Here is a 16345-nt window from a genome sequence, read left to right as displayed (position 1 = left end):
ATCTAAAAAACAGATGACTGGCGATCCGAGGCCTGCTTTGAGCAATCAGTCATTCAAAAATATTTCTTCGAAATGTCATGGAACCGGACTCATACCGGACTCATTTCTATGGTTGGCTGAGCGGCGCAAAACTGCTGCCAAACTGTCCGACATTTATGGAGGAAGTGATGAACGACAAGCGTTTTCCCATCCCGGTTATGATCACTCTTGGAGCTGCCGGTCAACGAGCAGTCTCCAGCGTTTGGGAAGCGATCGAATGCCTGCGAAGTTATTGGCCCACAAAGAAAGGACCGAGCTATCGCCGGGCTTTGCAAGCCTGCCTTGATGCGCTTGATGGCTGGAAGCCCGCTCATAAAGCGCGCCATGCCTTTATCAGTGCCGCGCGCGAAGCTGGCGTATTCCTGGATACCAGACTGCATTGAGATGTTTAGGGTGCCGCTTTACCCTCCCCTTGTGGCGAGGGCGGAGCGAAGTGACAGGAGGGGGCTTTCTTACGTTGCAAAAGAACCCCTCCCTGCTGCTACGCAGCCTCCCTCCCCACAAGGGGGAGGGTAAGTGGAGCCCTCAGCGAATGTCTGCCCGCGCCCGCGGGCGTTTCTCATTCATCTCATTGGAGAAGATCGCTGGAGGCAGCGGTGTCATTTCACGAATGATATCCGCACCTTTTTCACCCATCATGATTGTCGGAGCGTTGGTGTTGCAGGACGGGACGCGCGGTATCACCGAACTGTCGCAGACACGCAGACCTTCAAGCCCCCGGACTTTCAGCTCGAGATCGACGACGGCCATGGCGTCGGTGCCCATCTTGCACGTACCGACCGGATGATGGTCGGTCTTGGCATTGGCGCAGCCATAGTCGAACAGTTCCTCGTCGGTATTGTATTTTGGTCCGGGCAGACGCTCCGCCATGACGAATGGTTTCAACGCGGCCTGCTGCATGATTTCCCTGGCAAGCTTCAGACCCTCGATCGACATCTTTCGATCATGCGGATCGCTCCAATAGTTCGGATCGATCAGCGGCGCGGCGGATGGGTCCAGCGAATGCAGGCGAACGGTGCCGCGCGAACGGGGATGCAGATAAGCCGAATTCAACGTGACGCCGGCATTCTTCAGCCGTTCGACACCTGCCTCGATGCCGGAACCGAGACCGAGATGAAACTGGATATCGGGCGAGCGGGCTTTGTCATCGGCGTACCAGAACCCGCCGGTCTCGAACAGGCTGGATGCGACGGGACCAGAGCGGAACAGCACATATTGCAGTCCGGCCCACAGGGTTCTGTGCAGCTTGGCCACACCATCATAGGTGTGATCGCCGGTGCATTCGCAGATGACGAACAGATCAAGGTGATCCTGCATGTTCTCGCCGACGCCCGGCAGATCATGCACGACAGGCACGCCGACGCTTTTCAGATGATCGGCGGGGCCTATGCCCGATTGCAGCAGGAGCTTTGGCGAGCCTATTGCGCCGGAACTCACCAGAACCTCGCGGTTGGCGCGGATGATTTCGCGCGCATTGTTGTTGATGATCTCGACGCCAATTGCACGTTTGCCCTCGACAATGATTCTGGACACCGGCACGCCCGTGCGGACCGTCAGGTTCTTGCGATCTTTTATGGGTGCAAGGTATGCCATCGACGCGGACGACCGGCGGCGATCCCGCTGGGTCAGCTGGTAGAAACCGACACCGCCTTGCGTCTTGCCGTTGAAATCATGATTATAGGGTATGCCCAGCTCCTGACCGGCGCGGATATAGGCATCGCAGATCGGTAACGTGGCCGCAGGCATGGAGACACCCAGCGGCCCGCCATAGGAATGATAATCGTCGGCAAAACGCTGATTATCTTCGGCGCGCTTGAAATAGGGCAGGACATCGCGGTAGCTCCAGCCCTTGCAGCCATCCTCGCTCGCCCACAAATCGTAGTCGGTTGCATTTCCGCGCGTGTAAAGCTGCGCATTGATGCTCGACCCGCCACCAATGACTTTGGCCTGCGTATAGCGAAGCACGCGATTTTTCATGTGCTTCTGCGGCACGGTTTCCCAGCCCCAGCTGGCGACGCCCTTGGTCATCTTAGCGAAACCGGCGGGCATATGGAACAGCGGGTTCCAATCGCCGCCACCTGCTTCCAGCAGCAGCACGGAAATCGCCGGATCTTCACTGAGGCGATTGGCGAGGACGCAACCCGCAGGACCCGCGCCGGTGATGATGTAGTCATAGGTCATGGTCGTCTAACTCTTTGTTTTTAAGCAATTTGGGGCGGAAAACCGCTTCCCACTTTTCCTGCAATTGCTCTAAAGCCTGCTTATCGAAAGGGCGCCATCGGCGTTGATGACGGAGCCGGTGGCAAAGTTGAAATCGCCGCTGGCGAGCGCCGCGACGATGCGGCCGAGATCTTCCGGCTCGCCCCAGCGCTTCATCGGCACCAGGCCTTCGGCGATCAGCTTGTCATATTTCGCCGCAGCAACCGCGGTCATGTCGGAGCGTATGATGCCGGGACGCACATCGAAGACGCTGATGCCCTGATCCGCCAGACGCAGCGCGAGGCCCTGGGTGAAGGCAGCCAGCGCCGCTTTGGTCATGCAGTAATCGAGCCGTTCCGGCGAAGTCATCCCGGCGGAAACCGACGTGATGTTGATGATCGAACGTGGTCGGGATGTCGGCTTCTGCGCCAGCATCACTTTTAATAGCGCCTGCGTGAAAAACACGGTACCGCGCAGATTGATGTCGAAAATCGCGTTATAGTTAGCTGGCTCAAGATCGAGGAAGTCTCCGCGAACCTTTGAGCCGATACCGGCATTGTTGACGAGGCAGTCGATGTGGCCGAACTTCGCGATAGCGGCCTCGACTGTCGGGCCTTGGTTTAAAAGGTCAGCTATATCCGACTGGATAAACACGGCCTTGGCACCGAGCTTCTCGAGCGCCTTGATTGCCGATTGGCTGGCGGTGTCATCGACGATATCGGTGATGGCTAGGTCGAAGCCCTTCGACGCCAGAGCCTTGGCTATGCCAAGCCCGATGCCGCGGCGTGCCCCGGTGACGAGAGCGACGGGTTTCATCACGCAAGCTCCTTCGACACGATATGATCCGCCACACGCAATGCCTGCGCAGCAATGGTCAGTGCCGGATTGACGGCGGCCGAGGTTGGCAGGAACGCCGCATCGACCACGAACAGGTTCGGGTGCTCATAGGCGCGGCAATAGATGTCGAGCGGCGCGTGTCTCGGGTCGTCACCCATGCGGACGGTGCCGCATTGGTGCGACGGGGTCTTGCGGTCGAAGGCCTTGGAGAGAACCAGCGGAAAACCGGCCGAGCGCAGGACCGACTTGATCTGCGCAACCAGCTTTTGATGCGCCGGCCAATTGCTGCGGATCCATTCAAGGATGATCCTGTCGCCATCGATGCGGACACGGCTGTCCGGCTTTGGCACATCTTCGCTCATGGCAAGAAAATCCACCGTGTGGGCACAAAAGCGATCAAGGACCCATTCGGGCACAAGCTTCAAGTCGGATTTAAGCACCGGCCCGCTTATGCGCCCGAGCAGTTGAGCATTGCCGAGTGGCGCACCGCCCTTGCCGTCGGACAGGTAGAAATCATTGAAACCAAAGGTTTTCTGATAGACGGAATCGTTCCTGAAACGTGGATCGAAGCCGATGACCGCAGAGAGATTGTGGTTCATGAAATTGCGCCCTACCTGATCGGAACGATTGGCGAGCCCGGCCGGATTGGCTCCATCGGCGGAACGCAGGAGCAGCACGGCGGACTGGACGGCACCGGCAGAAAGCACGACAAGCTTGGGCTTTATGACGTAGCTTTTGCCGTCTTTATCGTAGTGCACCGCGGCGATGGCCGTGCCGTCGGGCGCAGTTTGCAGCCGGGTGACCCTAGAATTGGTCTGCAATCTGACATTCTCATATTTGAGCGCGGATGCCAAAGCTGTGGTCTCGGCATCCATCTTGCCGTTGAAACTGTTTGGATGCGCATCCCATGGTGTTTTGCCGTGCGACAGCCACGTATCGATATCGACACCGAGCGGCAGGGTGGATGGGTGAACACCCGCCGTCTTCAGCCGCTCCCGCAAGGCAGCGATGGGTGCTTCGTCAGGAACCGGGGGAAAATCATAGGGTGTCGAATGAAGCGGTTCGGTCGGGTCTTCACCCAACTTGCCGCGAACCTGAAACAAAGCCTCGGCCCTGCCATACCAAGGCTCCAGTTCCTCATAAGGAAAGGGCCAGGCAGGCGACACGCCTTCGAGATGCTGCATCTCCTCGAAATCCTCGGAGCGATAGCGCGTCAGCACCGCCCCGTAGAATTTCGAATTGCCGCCCACATTGTAATAGTTCCCGGGGTTGAAGGCGCTGCCGGTCTCGTCGTACCAGTTTTCCATCGGGCGGAAGAAGCCGCGCTGAAAGATCGCCCGGGGATCGCGATTCTCGGGACGATCGGGCAGATGATCCCCGGCTTCGAGGATGAGAATATCCGCACCCGAGGCGGCAAGTCCTGCCGCCATTGTCGCGCCGCCGATGCCTGAGCCAATGATCACGATATCTGCGGCTGTGGCCGGTTGTATCTCCTGGCTCATGCGCATTGACCGTTCATGCGATTCAGGCGCCGATACGCAGTTGCGATTGCGGATCGAAGAATACGGCCTTGTCCAGGTTGAAGGCGAGCTGTGTTTTCGCCCCGGGAACAATCTGCGCATCGGCGCGCAGGCGGGCAACGACCTCTTTGCCGCCAAGCTTCGTCACCGCGAAAGTATCCGAACCTGCGGGCTCGACCACTTCGATCAGGCATTCTCCTTCAACCAGCGACCCCGCATTGCGGTCCGCGCCGTCCGGATCAGTCAGCGCTTCGGGGCGAATGCCGAAGATGACATCCTTGCCGGCATATCCGACGAGAGCGCTGTTGGTGTTCTTGATCGGCAGGCGTAGTGGAGCCGCATCCGGCCTTTCGAGCACGACATGCAGATCCGATGCGCTGCCTTCAATCTTGGCCTTGAGCAGGTTCATTGCCGGTGACCCCATGAAATCGGCAACGAACAGATTGGTCGGGTTGTTGTAGATTTCCGCCGGGGTGCCGAACTGTTGCAGCACGCCATCCTTCAGAACCGCGATCTTGCTGGCCAGCGTCATCGCCTCGATCTGGTCGTGCGTCACATAGACGATCGTCGTCTTCATGCGCTGGTGCAGCCGCTTGATTTCCGTGCGCATGTCGACGCGCAGCTTGGCATCGAGATTGGAGAGCGGTTCGTCGAACAGGAACACCTGCGGGTTGCGCACAAGCGCCCGGCCCATGGCGACGCGCTGGCGCTGGCCGCCGGAAAGCTGGCTCGGCTTGCGGTCGAGCAGATGGCCGATCTGCAGCATGTCGGCAACCTGCTTGATGGCCTTTTCGCGCTCCGGCTTCGGAACGCCGCGAATTTCCATGCCGAAGGCGATGTTGCCGCCAACGGTCATATTCGGATAGAGCGCATAGGACTGAAACACCATGGCGATATCGCGCTTGGAGGGATGCAGTCCGTTGATCGACTTGCCCTTGATGGAAATATCGCCCGAGGTGATCGGTTCCAGGCCGGCGATGGTGTTGAGCAAGGTGGACTTGCCGCAGCCGGAAGGACCGACCAGCACGAGGAAGCCACCCTCATCAATCTCGATATTGATATCCTTGAGGATCGGCACATTGCCGTAGGATTTATGCAGGTCTTTGATCTGGAGAAATGACATTGATTTATCCCTTCACGGCACCGGACATGAGGCCGCGGACGAAATAGCGTCCGGAAACGATGTAGACGATGAGAGTTGGCAGCGCCGCGAGAATGGCGCCAGCGAAATGCACGTTGTATTCCTTCACACCTGTCGACGAATTGACGAGATTGTTGAGCGCAACCGTCATGGGCGTGCTTGAGAAACCGGAGAAGGAGGCACCGAACAGGAAGTCGTTCCAGATATTGGTGAACTGCCAAATGACGGACACGACGATGATCGGCCCCGATGAGGGCAATAGAATGCGGCGGAATATCTGGAAGAAGCTCGCGCCGTCGATCTGCGCTGCGCGGACGAGTTCGGTCGGAAACGCCTCATAATAGTTGCGGAAGTAGAGCGTGGTGAAGCCAAGGCCATAGACGATATGGACGAGGATCAGGCCCTGGATCGTCCCAGCCATGCCGAGCAACCCGAGCATGCGCGCCATGGGAATGAGCACGATCTGGAACGGAATGAAACAGCCGAGCAGCAGCATGCCGAACATCAGATTGGAGCCGCGGAACTTCCATTTGGTCAAGACATATCCATTGAGCGCACCGACAACCGTGGAGATGGCGACCGCGGGCACAACCATGAGGATTGAATTGATGAAATAGGGCCTGAGGCCTGTCGGCTGCACGCCGATCTGTGCTGTGGACCAGGCTGTGAGCCAAGGTTGAATTGTCCATTCGCGTGGAGGCGACAGCATGCCGCCTTGGCGGATTTCTTCCAGCGGTTTCAGCGAATTGACCAGCATGACGTAGAGCGGCAGCAGGTAATAGAAGGCGAAAAGAAACAGCGCCGCGTAGATGAGAACGCGTGTCAGCTTGCCACCGGAGATAGCATTATCCGGGCTCTGGGCACTCATTTGCTGCCCCCTCTGATTTCTGAGTAGAGATAGGGAACGATGATCGAGAAGATCATGATCAGCATGATGATGGCTGAAGACGCGCCGATGCCCATGGAATTGCGGGTGAAAGTATAGGAATACATGAAGGTCGCGGGCAATTCGGTGGCCTGGCCCGGTCCGCCGCCGGTGAGGGCGATGACAAGATCATAAGCCTTGATGGCAAGGTGGGCGAGCACGACGAAGGCCGAGAGGAAGACCGGGCGCATCAGCGGAATGATGATGCGGCGATAGATCGTGCCGGTCGAAGCGCCGTCGATTTGCGCCGCCTTGATGATTTCATTGTCGACACCGCGCAGACCCGCAAGGAACATTGCCATGACGAAGCCGGAGGATTGCCAGACGGCGGCAATGACCACCGTATAGATCGCCATTTTGGAGTCCTTGATCCAGTTGAAGTGAAAACTTTCCCAGCCCCATTGGTGCATGGTATTTTCAAGACCGATGCCCGGATCAAGAAACCACTTCCACGCAACACCGGTGACGATGAAGGAAAGTGCCATCGGGTAGAGATAAATCGGGCGCAGGAGGCCTTCGATACGGATCTTCTGGTCGAGCAGGATGGCAAGACCGAGGCCAATCACTGTGCAGATGATAATGTAGAGCGAGGCGAAAATACCGAGATTGGTGATCGCGCGCCACCAATGCGGCAGCGCCCAGAGCCTACGGTAGTTATCAAACCCGACAAAGCCGTAGGATGGCAGCATCTTGCTATCGGTGAAAGACAGGATGCCGGTATAGGCGATGAAGCCGTAGACGAAAATCAGGACGATCAAAAAACTCGGTCCCAATACCAGTTTCGGTATCAGGTCCTGTATGCGGCTGCGGGTATCCATAGCCTCACCCCTCGATGTGTAATCTTATATTGCCGCGAAGCATCGCGGGAACCTGTCCGGGGCGATATGGCCCCGGACAGAAACACGTGACTTATTTCGCAGCAGCAACAGCGGCAACGAGTTCCTTGACTGCTTCTTCCGACGTCAGATCGCCGTTGAATTCACGGGTCACAACGTCGTAGATCGCGTTCTTGACTGCTGCCGGATTGGCATGACCATGGGCCATGGATCCAAAGAGCGTGCCAGCCTTGTTGGCTTCAGCAAGATCCTTGATGGCCTTCTTGCCGCAATCGTCAAAAGCCGTGTCCGGAACGTCCGTACGAGCGGGAGCAGAACCCTTTACGACATTGAACGCCGACTGGAAGGTCGGGCTTTCGATGGCCGATGCCATGACGAGCTGCGGCTTGAGCTGTGCTTCACTGACCTTGAACATGGCGAACTGGTCGGAGTTGAACGTTACCGAACCCTGAGTACCCGGGAAGCGCATGCAGACGAAATCCTTGCCTGGTACTTTGCCAGCCTTGATGAATTCGCCCTTGGCCCAGTCGCCCATGAACTGCAGACCTGCCTTGTTTTCGATGACCATTGCGGAAGCAAGATTCCAGTCGCGACCGGAGAAGTTGTCATCCACATAGGTACGCAGCTTGGTCATGCGGTCGAAGGCTTCCTTCATCTTGTCGCTGCCAAGGGCAGCGGGATCAAGGTCGATGAACGCCGACTTGTAGAAGTCGTTGCCGAGAGAAAGGACGACAGCATCAAAGATCGTTGCGTCCTGCCACGGCACGCCACCATGGGCGATGGGAGTGATGCCCTGCGCCTTGAAGTTGTCGAGAAGAGCGATCAGCTCATCCCAATTCGCAGGCTCCTTGCCACCAGCCTTGTCGAGGGCCGCCTTGTTGATCCAGATCCAGTTGGTCGAATGCACGTTGACCGGTGCAGCGATCCAGTGGCCGTCATATTTCGAGAACTTCTGCAAGGCGGTCGGGATCACGTCATCCCATTTTTCCTTGGCAGCGACTTCATCGAGGTTGCCGAGAGCACCCTGTTTCGCCCAGTCGGTGATGTCGAAACCGAGCATCTGTACGGCCGTCGGCGGATTACCGGCGGTAACACGGGCACGCAGAACGGTCATCGCTTCCGTACCGCCACCACCGGAAACCGGCATGTCGGACCAGGTGATGCCCTTGGATTCCAGATCCTTCTTGAGCACTTCCAGCGCCGTCGCTTCACCGCCGGAGGTCCACCAATGCAGGACCTCGACGTTTTCGGCCGCACGGGCCATCGTTGCTGTACCGAGCAGCATTGCTGCAGCGGCAACAGTATTCATCAGCTTTTTCATAACAGTCCTCCCACGAGAAAAAAGAGATAAAATCTAACATGTCCGACCGAAGGTGCCCTTAGGTCTGGGGCATTCATACAATAGGCAGAAAGGCTATTACAATCGATTTAATCTCCTGACCATACTACTTTCCGCCTACCCATGTGCATGTTCAAAGTTTTGGTTTCCGTATAGTCCTCGACCGCGTGCCTGCCGAGTTCACGGCCGAGCCCGGATTGCTTGTATCCGCCGAAAGGCAGTTCCGACGCACCGTCCATGAAGGTGTTCATCCAGATAGTTCCAGCACGTACCTGACGGCCGATTGTCATGCAGGTATCGAAGTCGCGGCTCCAGACGCCAGCGGACAGTCCATAATCGATGGAATTCGCGATACGGACAGCGTCCTCCAGCGTGTCGAATGTTAGCACAGACAGTACCGGTCCGAATACCTCTTCCCGCGCCACGGCCATCTCCGGCTGGACTGCCGAAAGGATCGTCGGTGCCATGAATTGTCCCATGCCGAGATCGAGCGCTTCACCGCCGTGGCTGACATTCGCTCCCGCGGAAGCGGCGTTGCGGACATAGGCGCCGACCTTGGCGAGGTGCTCCGGCGTGATGATCGCGCCAACCTTGGTGCGCGGATCGAGTGGATCGCCAACCCTGACGTTGGCGGAAAGCGCCGCGACGCGCTGTTCGACTTCATCGGCAATATCGCGGTGAACGATCAGGCGGGATCCGGCATTGCAGCATTCGCCTGCGTTAAAATAGGCGCCGAACACCGCCGCATCGATGAAATCGTCGAGATTGGCATCTGGAAACACGATCTGCGGGTTCTTGCCGCCGAGTTCGAGCGAGACCTTTTTCAGGGTCTGGGCGGCATTTGCCATGGTCAGCTTGCCGACAAGGGTCGAGCCCGTGAACGAGACCATGTCGACATCCGGGTGCGTGGTCATCGGCGCACCAACTTCGGCGCCCGTTCCGACGACAATATTGACCACGCCAGCCGGAACGCCGGCTTCCATGAGGATTTCGCCGAGCACCAGCGTCGAGCCGGATGTCAGCTCAGATGGTTTCACCACGGCTGTGCACCCGGCGGCGAGTGCGAAGGGTAACTTCTGGCTTACGATAAGCAACGGGAAATTCCAGGGCGTTATGATCGAAACGACACCGATCGCCTCGCGCAGGACGACACCCAGTGTTGCATCTCCAAGCGTGTTATAGCTTTCGCCATGCAAGTCGCGGCCAAGTGCAGCCGCGTAGCGCCAGATATCGACGGCGCCACCGAGTTCGGCCTTGGCCTGGCTGATTGGTTTGCCGGATTCGATACAGTCAAGATAGGCAAGTTCGTCGGAGCGCGCTGCGATGAGATCGGCGGCTTTGAGGATGATATTCGAACGCTCCGCGCCGGTCATGCGCGACCACGGCCCATTGTCGAACGCGTGGCGTGCGGCAGCAATGGCGCGCTCGGCATCGGCTTTGGTTCCTGCCTGGTAGCGTGAAACGACAACGCCATGACCGGGGCTCTTGCGCTCGATGACTCCGCCTTCCGCACCGTCGGTCCATCGGCCGTCGATCAGCATCTGGAATTCGCGCACCTTGAAATTGTCGAGTGCCTGAGGCCGTACCAGAACTGTCATTACCATTCTCCCTTGAACACAGGCTCACGCTTTTCAGCAAAGGCCGAAACACCTTCCTTGAGGTCCGCAGTTTTTGCGACGAGGATCGAGCCAAGCGCCTCGACCGCCGTTCCATTGTCTTCGCCATTGGCTGAAGCGATCATCAGTTTTGCCACCTCCACGGCAGCCGGGCCGCGCTTGGCGATGCGTTCCGCATAGACTTGCGCCGTGGAAACCGCGGTACCGGTTTCGACCACATGGTCGACGAGGCCGAGCACCTGTGCTTCGCCGGCGGTGAAAATCTCGCCGCCAAGGGTCATGCGGCGAACCACTTGCGCGCCAAAACGCCGGACCAGCCGCTGTGTACCGGACCAGCCCGGCACCATGCCAAGACCGGTTTCCGGCAGCCCAAGCTTGATCTGTGTTTCAGCGATACGGATATCCGCAGCAGCAGCCAATTCGAGGCCGCCGCCCAGCGCATGGCCGTTAAGGGCTGCGATCAGCGGTACACGGAGCGTCGCCAGCCGTTCGAAGACGCGGTGGCCGAAACGCACCCAGGCATGGCCGAACTCATTCGGCGTCATCGCTGCCCAAGCCTTGATATCGCCGCCTGCAGAAAATGCCTTGCCGGCGCCGGTGAGGATCGCAACCCGCACTTGCGCGTTGGCCTCCACTGCATCGCAAGCGGCGCTCAAGTCCTTCAACATGTCGAGATCGAAGGCATTGAGCTTTTCCGGCCGCGACACGGTAATCGTGGCGATAGGACCTGCGAAGGCGATGTCGATGCGCGGATCAGCCATGGAGCGTCCTTTGCGGTTTCTGCGGCAATTTCAGGCCAAAAGGCTCCGGCACGAACAGATGCGCGTCCATCAGCTTGAGGTCGCGGGCAACAACCAGTGGAAATTCTGACTGATCGAGAATGTGGGTCTGGAGGTTCACGCCTGGCGCGATTTCGGTCAGGACCACGCCCTCCGGCCTCAGGACCATGACGCAACGTTCCGTGACATAGGTGATGTCCTGACCTTGCTCGACGGCGCGACGGCCGGAGAAAGTGACGTGCTCGACTTGCGTGACAAGCTTCTTCAGCTTGCCTTCCTTCTCGATGACGAGCTTACCATCCTCGACATGTACTTTCGCGCCGGCATTGAACATGCCGGAGAACACGATCTTGCGCGCCCTTGCGGTGATATCGACAAAACCGCCTGCCCCTGCGGTCACATGTGGACGGAAGCTCAGCTTCGACACGTTGACCGAGCCGGACTTGTCGATCTCGAGGAACGACAGCAGCGAGGCATCAAAACCCGCGCCCTGGAAATAGGTGAACTGGTGCGGCGACGGGACAAAGGCTTCCGCGTTCGAAGCGCAGCCGAACGCGAAATCAAGGAGCGGAATGCCGCCGACAGGTCCCTGCTCGATCACCCAGGTGACCGCCCCGTGCAAACCTTCCTCAAGCAGAATGCGCGGAACATTTGCGGAAATACCAAAACCCAGATTGACGGCACTGCCAGCTTCAAGCTCGGTTGCGACCCGGCGCGCAATGACTTTCTGGATATTGAAATCCGGGAGCGCGAAATCTTCCAGTGGATGGAAAATCTCGCCGGAGATGGCCGGATCGTAGAGCGTTTGCGTTGTCTGCTTCTGGTCGGGATCGACGACGACGTAGTCAACAAGGATGCCCGGCACGCGGACATCGTGCGGCTTCAGCGAGCCGCTCTTGGTGATGCGTTTCACCTGCGCAATGACGATGCCGCCATTGTTGCGTACCGCCAGCGCCTGATCGAAGCCGCCGAGATAGGCGCCTTCATGTTCGTAGGTGAGATTGCCGCGCTCATCAGCTGTGGTGGCGCGAATGATCGCGACTTGCGGAATGATCGGCTTGAAGAACAGCCACTCTTCGCCGCCGAACTCGATCTTGCGAACGACCGGTTCCTCGGCGGCGGCAGCGTTCATGGCACAGCCCTGCCGGTCCGGGTCGACAAAAGTATCGAGCCCGACCTTTGTGAAAACGCCCGGGCGCTTCGCCGCCGCTTCACGGTGCATGTCGAAGAGAATGCCGGAAGGAATATTGTAGGCCGCTACCTCATCATTGCCGATCATCTGCCAGATCAGTGGAGGTTCGGCGCTGGACGGGCCGGACGGATAGGAGCCGCCGATGATCTTCTTGAGCAAGCCCTTTTTGGCGATGTGATCGACACCCTTGATGCCGCTCATATCCCCCGCAGCGATTGGATGCAGGGTCGTCAGATTGCGCGGATGACCAGTCGCATCGAAGCGAGCGCCGATGGCCTTCAACATCAGATCCGGACAGCCGAGACCGCTCGAAGACGAGACCGAAACGATCGCTTCGTCGGGAATGAGGTTCGCAGCCTCTTCGGGGGTAATGTGCTTGTTCATATTGTATTCGTTTTCTCAGAGGCCCGGATTGATCGGTTGGGCAGTGCCGGTCTTTGCCGCTTCAGCGACAGCGAGGCCGGCGGCCAGCGACCACAAGCCATCTTCGCCACTGGCTGCCGGCTTGCCCTTGCCTGCCATGGCGGCATGGAACTTGGCGATGCCGTTTTCGTAGAGGTTTTTCTGATCGAGCTTCAGCTCAGTCTCACCGTCTTTATTGCGAAGAGTAACCGTGCCGATCGGCTTTTGCGACATCACATCAAGGCCGACGAGCGAACCTTCGGTGCCATGCACCTCGAAGCCGGTCTGGGAGTATTTGGTTGTGAACCCATCATGGAAGAGGGCTATCAATCCCGACTTGAAACGCATGACGCCCATGACCGCATCCTCGAGGCCCGCCTTGGCCAAACCGCTTTTCTGCGAGAATGCCGTCGCCTCGACAGGATCATCGCCAAGAACGTAGCGCAGCGTATCCGTGTCGTGCACGGTTATGTCGAGGATAACTCCGCCTCCGGCTTCCGGGCGATCAAGCCGCCAGCCCTGCAAATGCGGCGGCAGATAAACCGCATGAAACACCTTGGCGGCGAGTGGCGTACCGATCTTGCCAGCGGCAATCGCATCGCGCATCGCGGTATGGCTGGCCGCATTGCGCAGATGGTGATTGGTAGCGAAAACGACGTTGGCGGCGCGGCAGGCGTCAACCATGGTGTGGGCGTCGGCAAGGCTCGTCGCCAGCGGCTTCTCGCACAGAATATGCTTGCCGGCCTTCGCAGCGGCCAGCACCTGATCCTTGTGCAATTCATTGGTCGTCGAAATATAGACTGCGTCGACGCCTGGATCGCTGACCAGCGCGTCGAGCGAGGTCACTGACTTCGGGATGTTGTGCTCCGCTGCATATTTTTTGCCGCGCTCCTCATTCGTGCTCATCACAGCGACGATTTCGCCGCCACTGGCGCGGGTGGCATCGATTACCCACTCATGCGCAATCGTGCTTGCGCCGATCAGTCCCCAGCGTGTCATGCCAACTCCTCCAACTGTTTTACAGGCGCGCCGCAGCTTTGGCGCACGACAAGGCGCACCGATGTTACAATGGATTCCGGATCTGTTTGTCCGGCATTGATCTGTTTCAAGACCAGTTGCGCCGCCCGTTGTCCCATGCCCTGCGGATCGACCGAAACGGTGGTCAGCGCAGGTACGGCCGTCTTCGCCTCGATCACATCGTCGAAACCGACAATGCCGAAGCCCTTGCCGGGCTCAATATTGTTGGAACGCAGGCCGTCGCAAACGCCAAAAGCCACCGCATCATTAAGGCAGAGGGCGGAGGTCGGGCGCTCGGCAAAATCCATCATGCGTTCGACCGCAGCGACACCGCCGGCACGCGATGGCGCGGAGTGGATCACAAATTTTTCGTTGATCGGGATATTCGCCTCAGCCAGCGCATCGCGATAGCCGCGCAGCCGCTCGCCAAAAACCGCTGTATCGGCAAAGCCGCCCATGAAGGCGATCCGACGATGGCCCAGCGAGATCAGATGGCGGATGGCAGCCTTGGCGCCGGCATAGTTGTCGGAAAGAAGCGTCGAGACTTTCGCGCCTGGCACATTGCGCACGACCAGCACCACGGGAATGCCGCTATCGGCGAGCGGCTTGATATCACTGGCTTCCGTGCCACGCGCCGGCGACAGGATCAGCCCGGCAATCCCATTCTCGCGCATAGAGGAAATGACTTCGCGCTGTCGATCGACACTCTCGCCGCTGTGAGCCAGGAACTGCACGTAGCCCGCAGACTGGACCATCATATCCATACCGACAGCAAGCTCGGCAAAGAAACTGTTGGTGAGATCATTGACGACGATGCCGATGATCTTCGACCTCGACTGCCGCAGGTTGGCGGCGCCGCGATTATAGACGTAGCCAAGATCGCCGATCAGCGCATTGACCTTTTCGCGGGTTTTTTCATTGACGAGCGGACTGCCCTGCAGGACCAACGAGACAGTGGATTTCGACACGCCAGCGGCGTGCGCAATATCCACAATGCTGGTCCGGGTTTTGTTCAACGAAAATCCTCCATGGCCTTCATATAATTGGAACGTTCCAAATTCGTCAAGCGTTTTATTGCGACAAGCCGTCATTATGGGATATTATCGATTACTGGTGTCACTAAATTGCCGCTTGTTTTTTGGAACGTTCCAAATTAAAAGAGACCGCTTGATCTGGGAGCAATGCAGAATGACCCTCAAAATTCTATTGCCGAATGGAAGTGAGACTACCGCCGATTACGTTTTGAGCGGCGTTCCGATTGCCGTGCCTTCAAGCCCTCCAACATTCAACCGGATTGCCTATGCGGCCGCTCATGTGGTGTCCGATCCGTTGCGGGACGCTCAGCCTTGGGGCGCTCCTGCAATCGATTGGGATGCAACCATAGCATTTCGCCATCACCTTTGGTCGCTTGGTTTCAAGATTGCCGAAGCAATGGATACGGCACAGCGCGGCATGGGCGTTGATTGGGCAGGAGCGCGCGAACTGATCCGCCGGTCGCTGGCCGAGGCGCGAACTGTTGACGGAGCGGATCTTGCCTGCGGCGCCGGTACCGATCAACTGGCCCCGGAGGACGCCAGGAGCCTCCACGACGTGATCGATGCCTATGAGACTCAGATCGGGTTCGTCGAAGCCGAAGGCGGACGTGCCGTAATGATGGCGAGCCGTGCGCTGGCCCGCGTTGCCCGTACCGCGGACGACTACCGTATGGTCTATGGCGAGATCCTGCGCCAGACCGGCAACAAGGTCGTCCTGCATTGGCTTGGAGACATGTTCGACCCGCAGCTCGCGGGATACTGGGGTTCACCCTCCTTCGAACAGGCACTTGAGACGGTGCTCGCGATCATTAGTGATAACAAAGACAAGGTCGAAGGCATCAAGATTTCGCTGCTGGACAACGCCAAAGAAATCGAATTGCGCAAGCGGCTGCCGGAGGGTGTCCTCTGCTTCACCGGCGATGATTTCAACTATGCCGAACTGATCGAAGGAGACGGCGAACGCTACAGCCATGCGCTGCTGGGCATTTTCGATGCGGTTGCGCCCTCGGCGTCCAAGGCCTTGGCGCATCTTGCGAAAGGGGAAACGTATGCCTTTCGCGACGTCATCGAGCCGACCGTACCGCTGTCGCGCAAGATTTTCGAAGCGCCTACTCAATATTACAAGGCCGGGGTGGTATTCCTCGCCTGGCTCAACGGCCATCAAAGCCACTTCACCATGCCGGCCGGCATGCAGTCCGCCCGCGGCATCGTCCACTACGCGGATATCTTCCGGCTGGCCGATCAGGCCAACGTCCTGGACAAGCCCGAGCTTGCTGTGAACCGGATGACGAGCCTGCTGCAGGTCTACGGGTTGCGATGAACGAAAAAGGGGCGGCGCCGAAGCGCCACCCCTCCCCCCACCAAAACGCGTGGAACTTACTTGCTCCAGCTCTTGACCAGCTCATCGTAGTTGACGGTCTGGGGCTTTTCCTTTTCGTTCTCGATCTTCAACTGGGGTGCCAGATGGC

14 protein-coding genes are annotated in these 16345 nt (G+C 58.4%); 2 read left to right on the top strand and 12 right to left on the bottom strand.

The window, feature by feature from the left end; all coding sequences use genetic code 11:
* Window positions 1–167: 167 nt before the first annotated feature.
* Window positions 168–422, top strand: a complete 255-nt coding sequence (locus tag FHS21_RS25395; protein WP_112531917.1) for a DUF982 domain-containing protein — start codon at window positions 168–170, stop codon at window positions 420–422.
* 142 nt (window positions 423–564) lie between these two features.
* On the opposite strand, the gene FHS21_RS25390 is transcribed toward FHS21_RS25395, so the two are convergent.
* The 12 genes from FHS21_RS25390 to FHS21_RS25335 all read right to left on the bottom strand — a co-directional run bounded on the left by FHS21_RS25390 (window position 565) and on the right by FHS21_RS25335 (window position 14858).
* Window positions 565–2220, bottom strand: coding sequence for a GMC family oxidoreductase (locus FHS21_RS25390; protein WP_112531913.1), 1656 nt, complete (start codon window positions 2218–2220; stop codon window positions 565–567).
* A 69-nt stretch (window positions 2221–2289) separates the two neighbouring features.
* Window positions 2290–3054: a 3-ketoacyl-ACP reductase gene (locus FHS21_RS25385; RefSeq protein ID WP_183664764.1), complete on the bottom strand. Its 765-nt coding sequence runs from the start codon at window positions 3052–3054 to the stop codon at window positions 2290–2292.
* A complete protein-coding gene (locus tag FHS21_RS25380) occupies window positions 3054–4583 on the bottom strand; it encodes a GMC oxidoreductase (protein WP_112531911.1) in 1530 nt (509 codons plus the stop codon). Before FHS21_RS25380 ends, FHS21_RS25385 begins: the two co-directional genes overlap by 1 nt.
* A 16-nt stretch (window positions 4584–4599) precedes the next feature.
* Window positions 4600–5718 carry an ABC transporter ATP-binding protein gene (locus FHS21_RS25375; protein ID WP_183664762.1) on the bottom strand — a complete coding sequence of 373 codons (1119 nt, stop codon included), beginning with the start codon at window positions 5716–5718 and terminating at the stop codon, window positions 4600–4602.
* 4 nt (window positions 5719–5722) lie between these two features.
* Entirely contained in the window at window positions 5723–6604 is an 882-nt protein-coding gene (locus FHS21_RS25370) for a carbohydrate ABC transporter permease (RefSeq protein WP_112531909.1), read from the bottom strand.
* Window positions 6601–7479, bottom strand: coding sequence for a carbohydrate ABC transporter permease (locus FHS21_RS25365; protein WP_112531908.1), 879 nt, complete (start codon window positions 7477–7479; stop codon window positions 6601–6603). The genes FHS21_RS25370 and FHS21_RS25365 overlap by 4 nt, the downstream gene beginning before the upstream one ends.
* A 91-nt stretch (window positions 7480–7570) precedes the next feature.
* Window positions 7571–8818 (bottom strand): ABC transporter substrate-binding protein, encoded by a 1248-nt coding sequence (locus FHS21_RS25360; protein WP_112531907.1) that lies wholly within the window; start codon window positions 8816–8818, stop codon window positions 7571–7573.
* A gap of 107 nt (window positions 8819–8925) precedes the next feature.
* Entirely contained in the window at window positions 8926–10434 is a 1509-nt protein-coding gene (locus FHS21_RS25355) for an aldehyde dehydrogenase family protein (RefSeq protein WP_183664761.1), read from the bottom strand.
* On the bottom strand, window positions 10434–11213 hold the full coding sequence (locus FHS21_RS25350) for an enoyl-CoA hydratase/isomerase family protein (protein ID WP_183664759.1): 780 nt from the start codon (window positions 11211–11213) through the stop codon (window positions 10434–10436). The genes FHS21_RS25355 and FHS21_RS25350 overlap by 1 nt, the downstream gene beginning before the upstream one ends.
* Window positions 11206–12807: an acyl CoA:acetate/3-ketoacid CoA transferase gene (locus tag FHS21_RS25345; RefSeq protein ID WP_112531904.1), complete on the bottom strand. Its 1602-nt coding sequence runs from the start codon at window positions 12805–12807 to the stop codon at window positions 11206–11208. Before FHS21_RS25345 ends, FHS21_RS25350 begins: the two co-directional genes overlap by 8 nt.
* 15 nt (window positions 12808–12822) lie before the next feature.
* Window positions 12823–13824: a Gfo/Idh/MocA family protein gene (locus tag FHS21_RS25340; RefSeq protein ID WP_183664756.1), complete on the bottom strand. Its 1002-nt coding sequence runs from the start codon at window positions 13822–13824 to the stop codon at window positions 12823–12825.
* Window positions 13821–14858 carry a LacI family DNA-binding transcriptional regulator gene (locus tag FHS21_RS25335; protein WP_112531902.1) on the bottom strand — a complete coding sequence of 346 codons (1038 nt, stop codon included), beginning with the start codon at window positions 14856–14858 and terminating at the stop codon, window positions 13821–13823. Before FHS21_RS25335 ends, FHS21_RS25340 begins: the two co-directional genes overlap by 4 nt.
* Before the next feature lie 172 nt (window positions 14859–15030).
* Between FHS21_RS25335 and FHS21_RS25330 the strand changes: the two genes are divergently transcribed.
* Window positions 15031–16197 carry a dihydrodipicolinate synthase family protein gene (locus FHS21_RS25330; RefSeq protein ID WP_183664754.1) on the top strand — a complete coding sequence of 389 codons (1167 nt, stop codon included), beginning with the start codon at window positions 15031–15033 and terminating at the stop codon, window positions 16195–16197.
* Window positions 16198–16345 lie beyond the last annotated feature (148 nt).

It is taken from the genome of Phyllobacterium trifolii (genome assembly GCF_014192095.1).
GTDB classification, from domain to species: Bacteria; Pseudomonadota; Alphaproteobacteria; order Rhizobiales; family Rhizobiaceae; genus Phyllobacterium; species Phyllobacterium trifolii.
Note: the sequence above shows the minus strand (reverse complement) of the source record. Positions and strands in the feature narration are given on the sequence as shown.

Excerpts from the sequence above, each read along its gene's own strand:
- FHS21_RS25350 (WP_183664759.1), bottom strand. The coding sequence starts at position 11,213 with ATGGCTGATCCGCGCATCGACATCGCCTTCGCAGGTCCTATCGCCACG.
- FHS21_RS25375 (WP_183664762.1), bottom strand. The coding sequence starts at position 5,718 with ATGTCATTTCTCCAGATCAAAGACCTGCATAAATCCTACGGCAATGTG.
- FHS21_RS25345 (WP_112531904.1), bottom strand. The coding sequence starts at position 12,807 with ATGAACAAGCACATTACCCCCGAAGAGGCTGCGAACCTCATTCCCGAC.
- FHS21_RS25330 (WP_183664754.1), top strand. The coding sequence starts at position 15,031 with ATGACCCTCAAAATTCTATTGCCGAATGGAAGTGAGACTACCGCCGAT.
- FHS21_RS25370 (WP_112531909.1), bottom strand. The coding sequence starts at position 6,604 with ATGAGTGCCCAGAGCCCGGATAATGCTATCTCCGGTGGCAAGCTGACA.
- FHS21_RS25355 (WP_183664761.1), bottom strand. The coding sequence starts at position 10,434 with ATGACAGTTCTGGTACGGCCTCAGGCACTCGACAATTTCAAGGTGCGC.
- FHS21_RS25385 (WP_183664764.1), bottom strand. The coding sequence starts at position 3,054 with ATGAAACCCGTCGCTCTCGTCACCGGGGCACGCCGCGGCATCGGGCTT.
- FHS21_RS25380 (WP_112531911.1), bottom strand. The coding sequence starts at position 4,583 with ATGCGCATGAGCCAGGAGATACAACCGGCCACAGCCGCAGATATCGTG.
- FHS21_RS25395 (WP_112531917.1), top strand. The coding sequence starts at position 168 with ATGAACGACAAGCGTTTTCCCATCCCGGTTATGATCACTCTTGGAGCT.
- FHS21_RS25365 (WP_112531908.1), bottom strand. The coding sequence starts at position 7,479 with ATGGATACCCGCAGCCGCATACAGGACCTGATACCGAAACTGGTATTG.
- FHS21_RS25390 (WP_112531913.1), bottom strand. The coding sequence starts at position 2,220 with ATGACCTATGACTACATCATCACCGGCGCGGGTCCTGCGGGTTGCGTC.
- FHS21_RS25340 (WP_183664756.1), bottom strand. The coding sequence starts at position 13,824 with ATGACACGCTGGGGACTGATCGGCGCAAGCACGATTGCGCATGAGTGG.
- FHS21_RS25360 (WP_112531907.1), bottom strand. The coding sequence starts at position 8,818 with ATGAAAAAGCTGATGAATACTGTTGCCGCTGCAGCAATGCTGCTCGGT.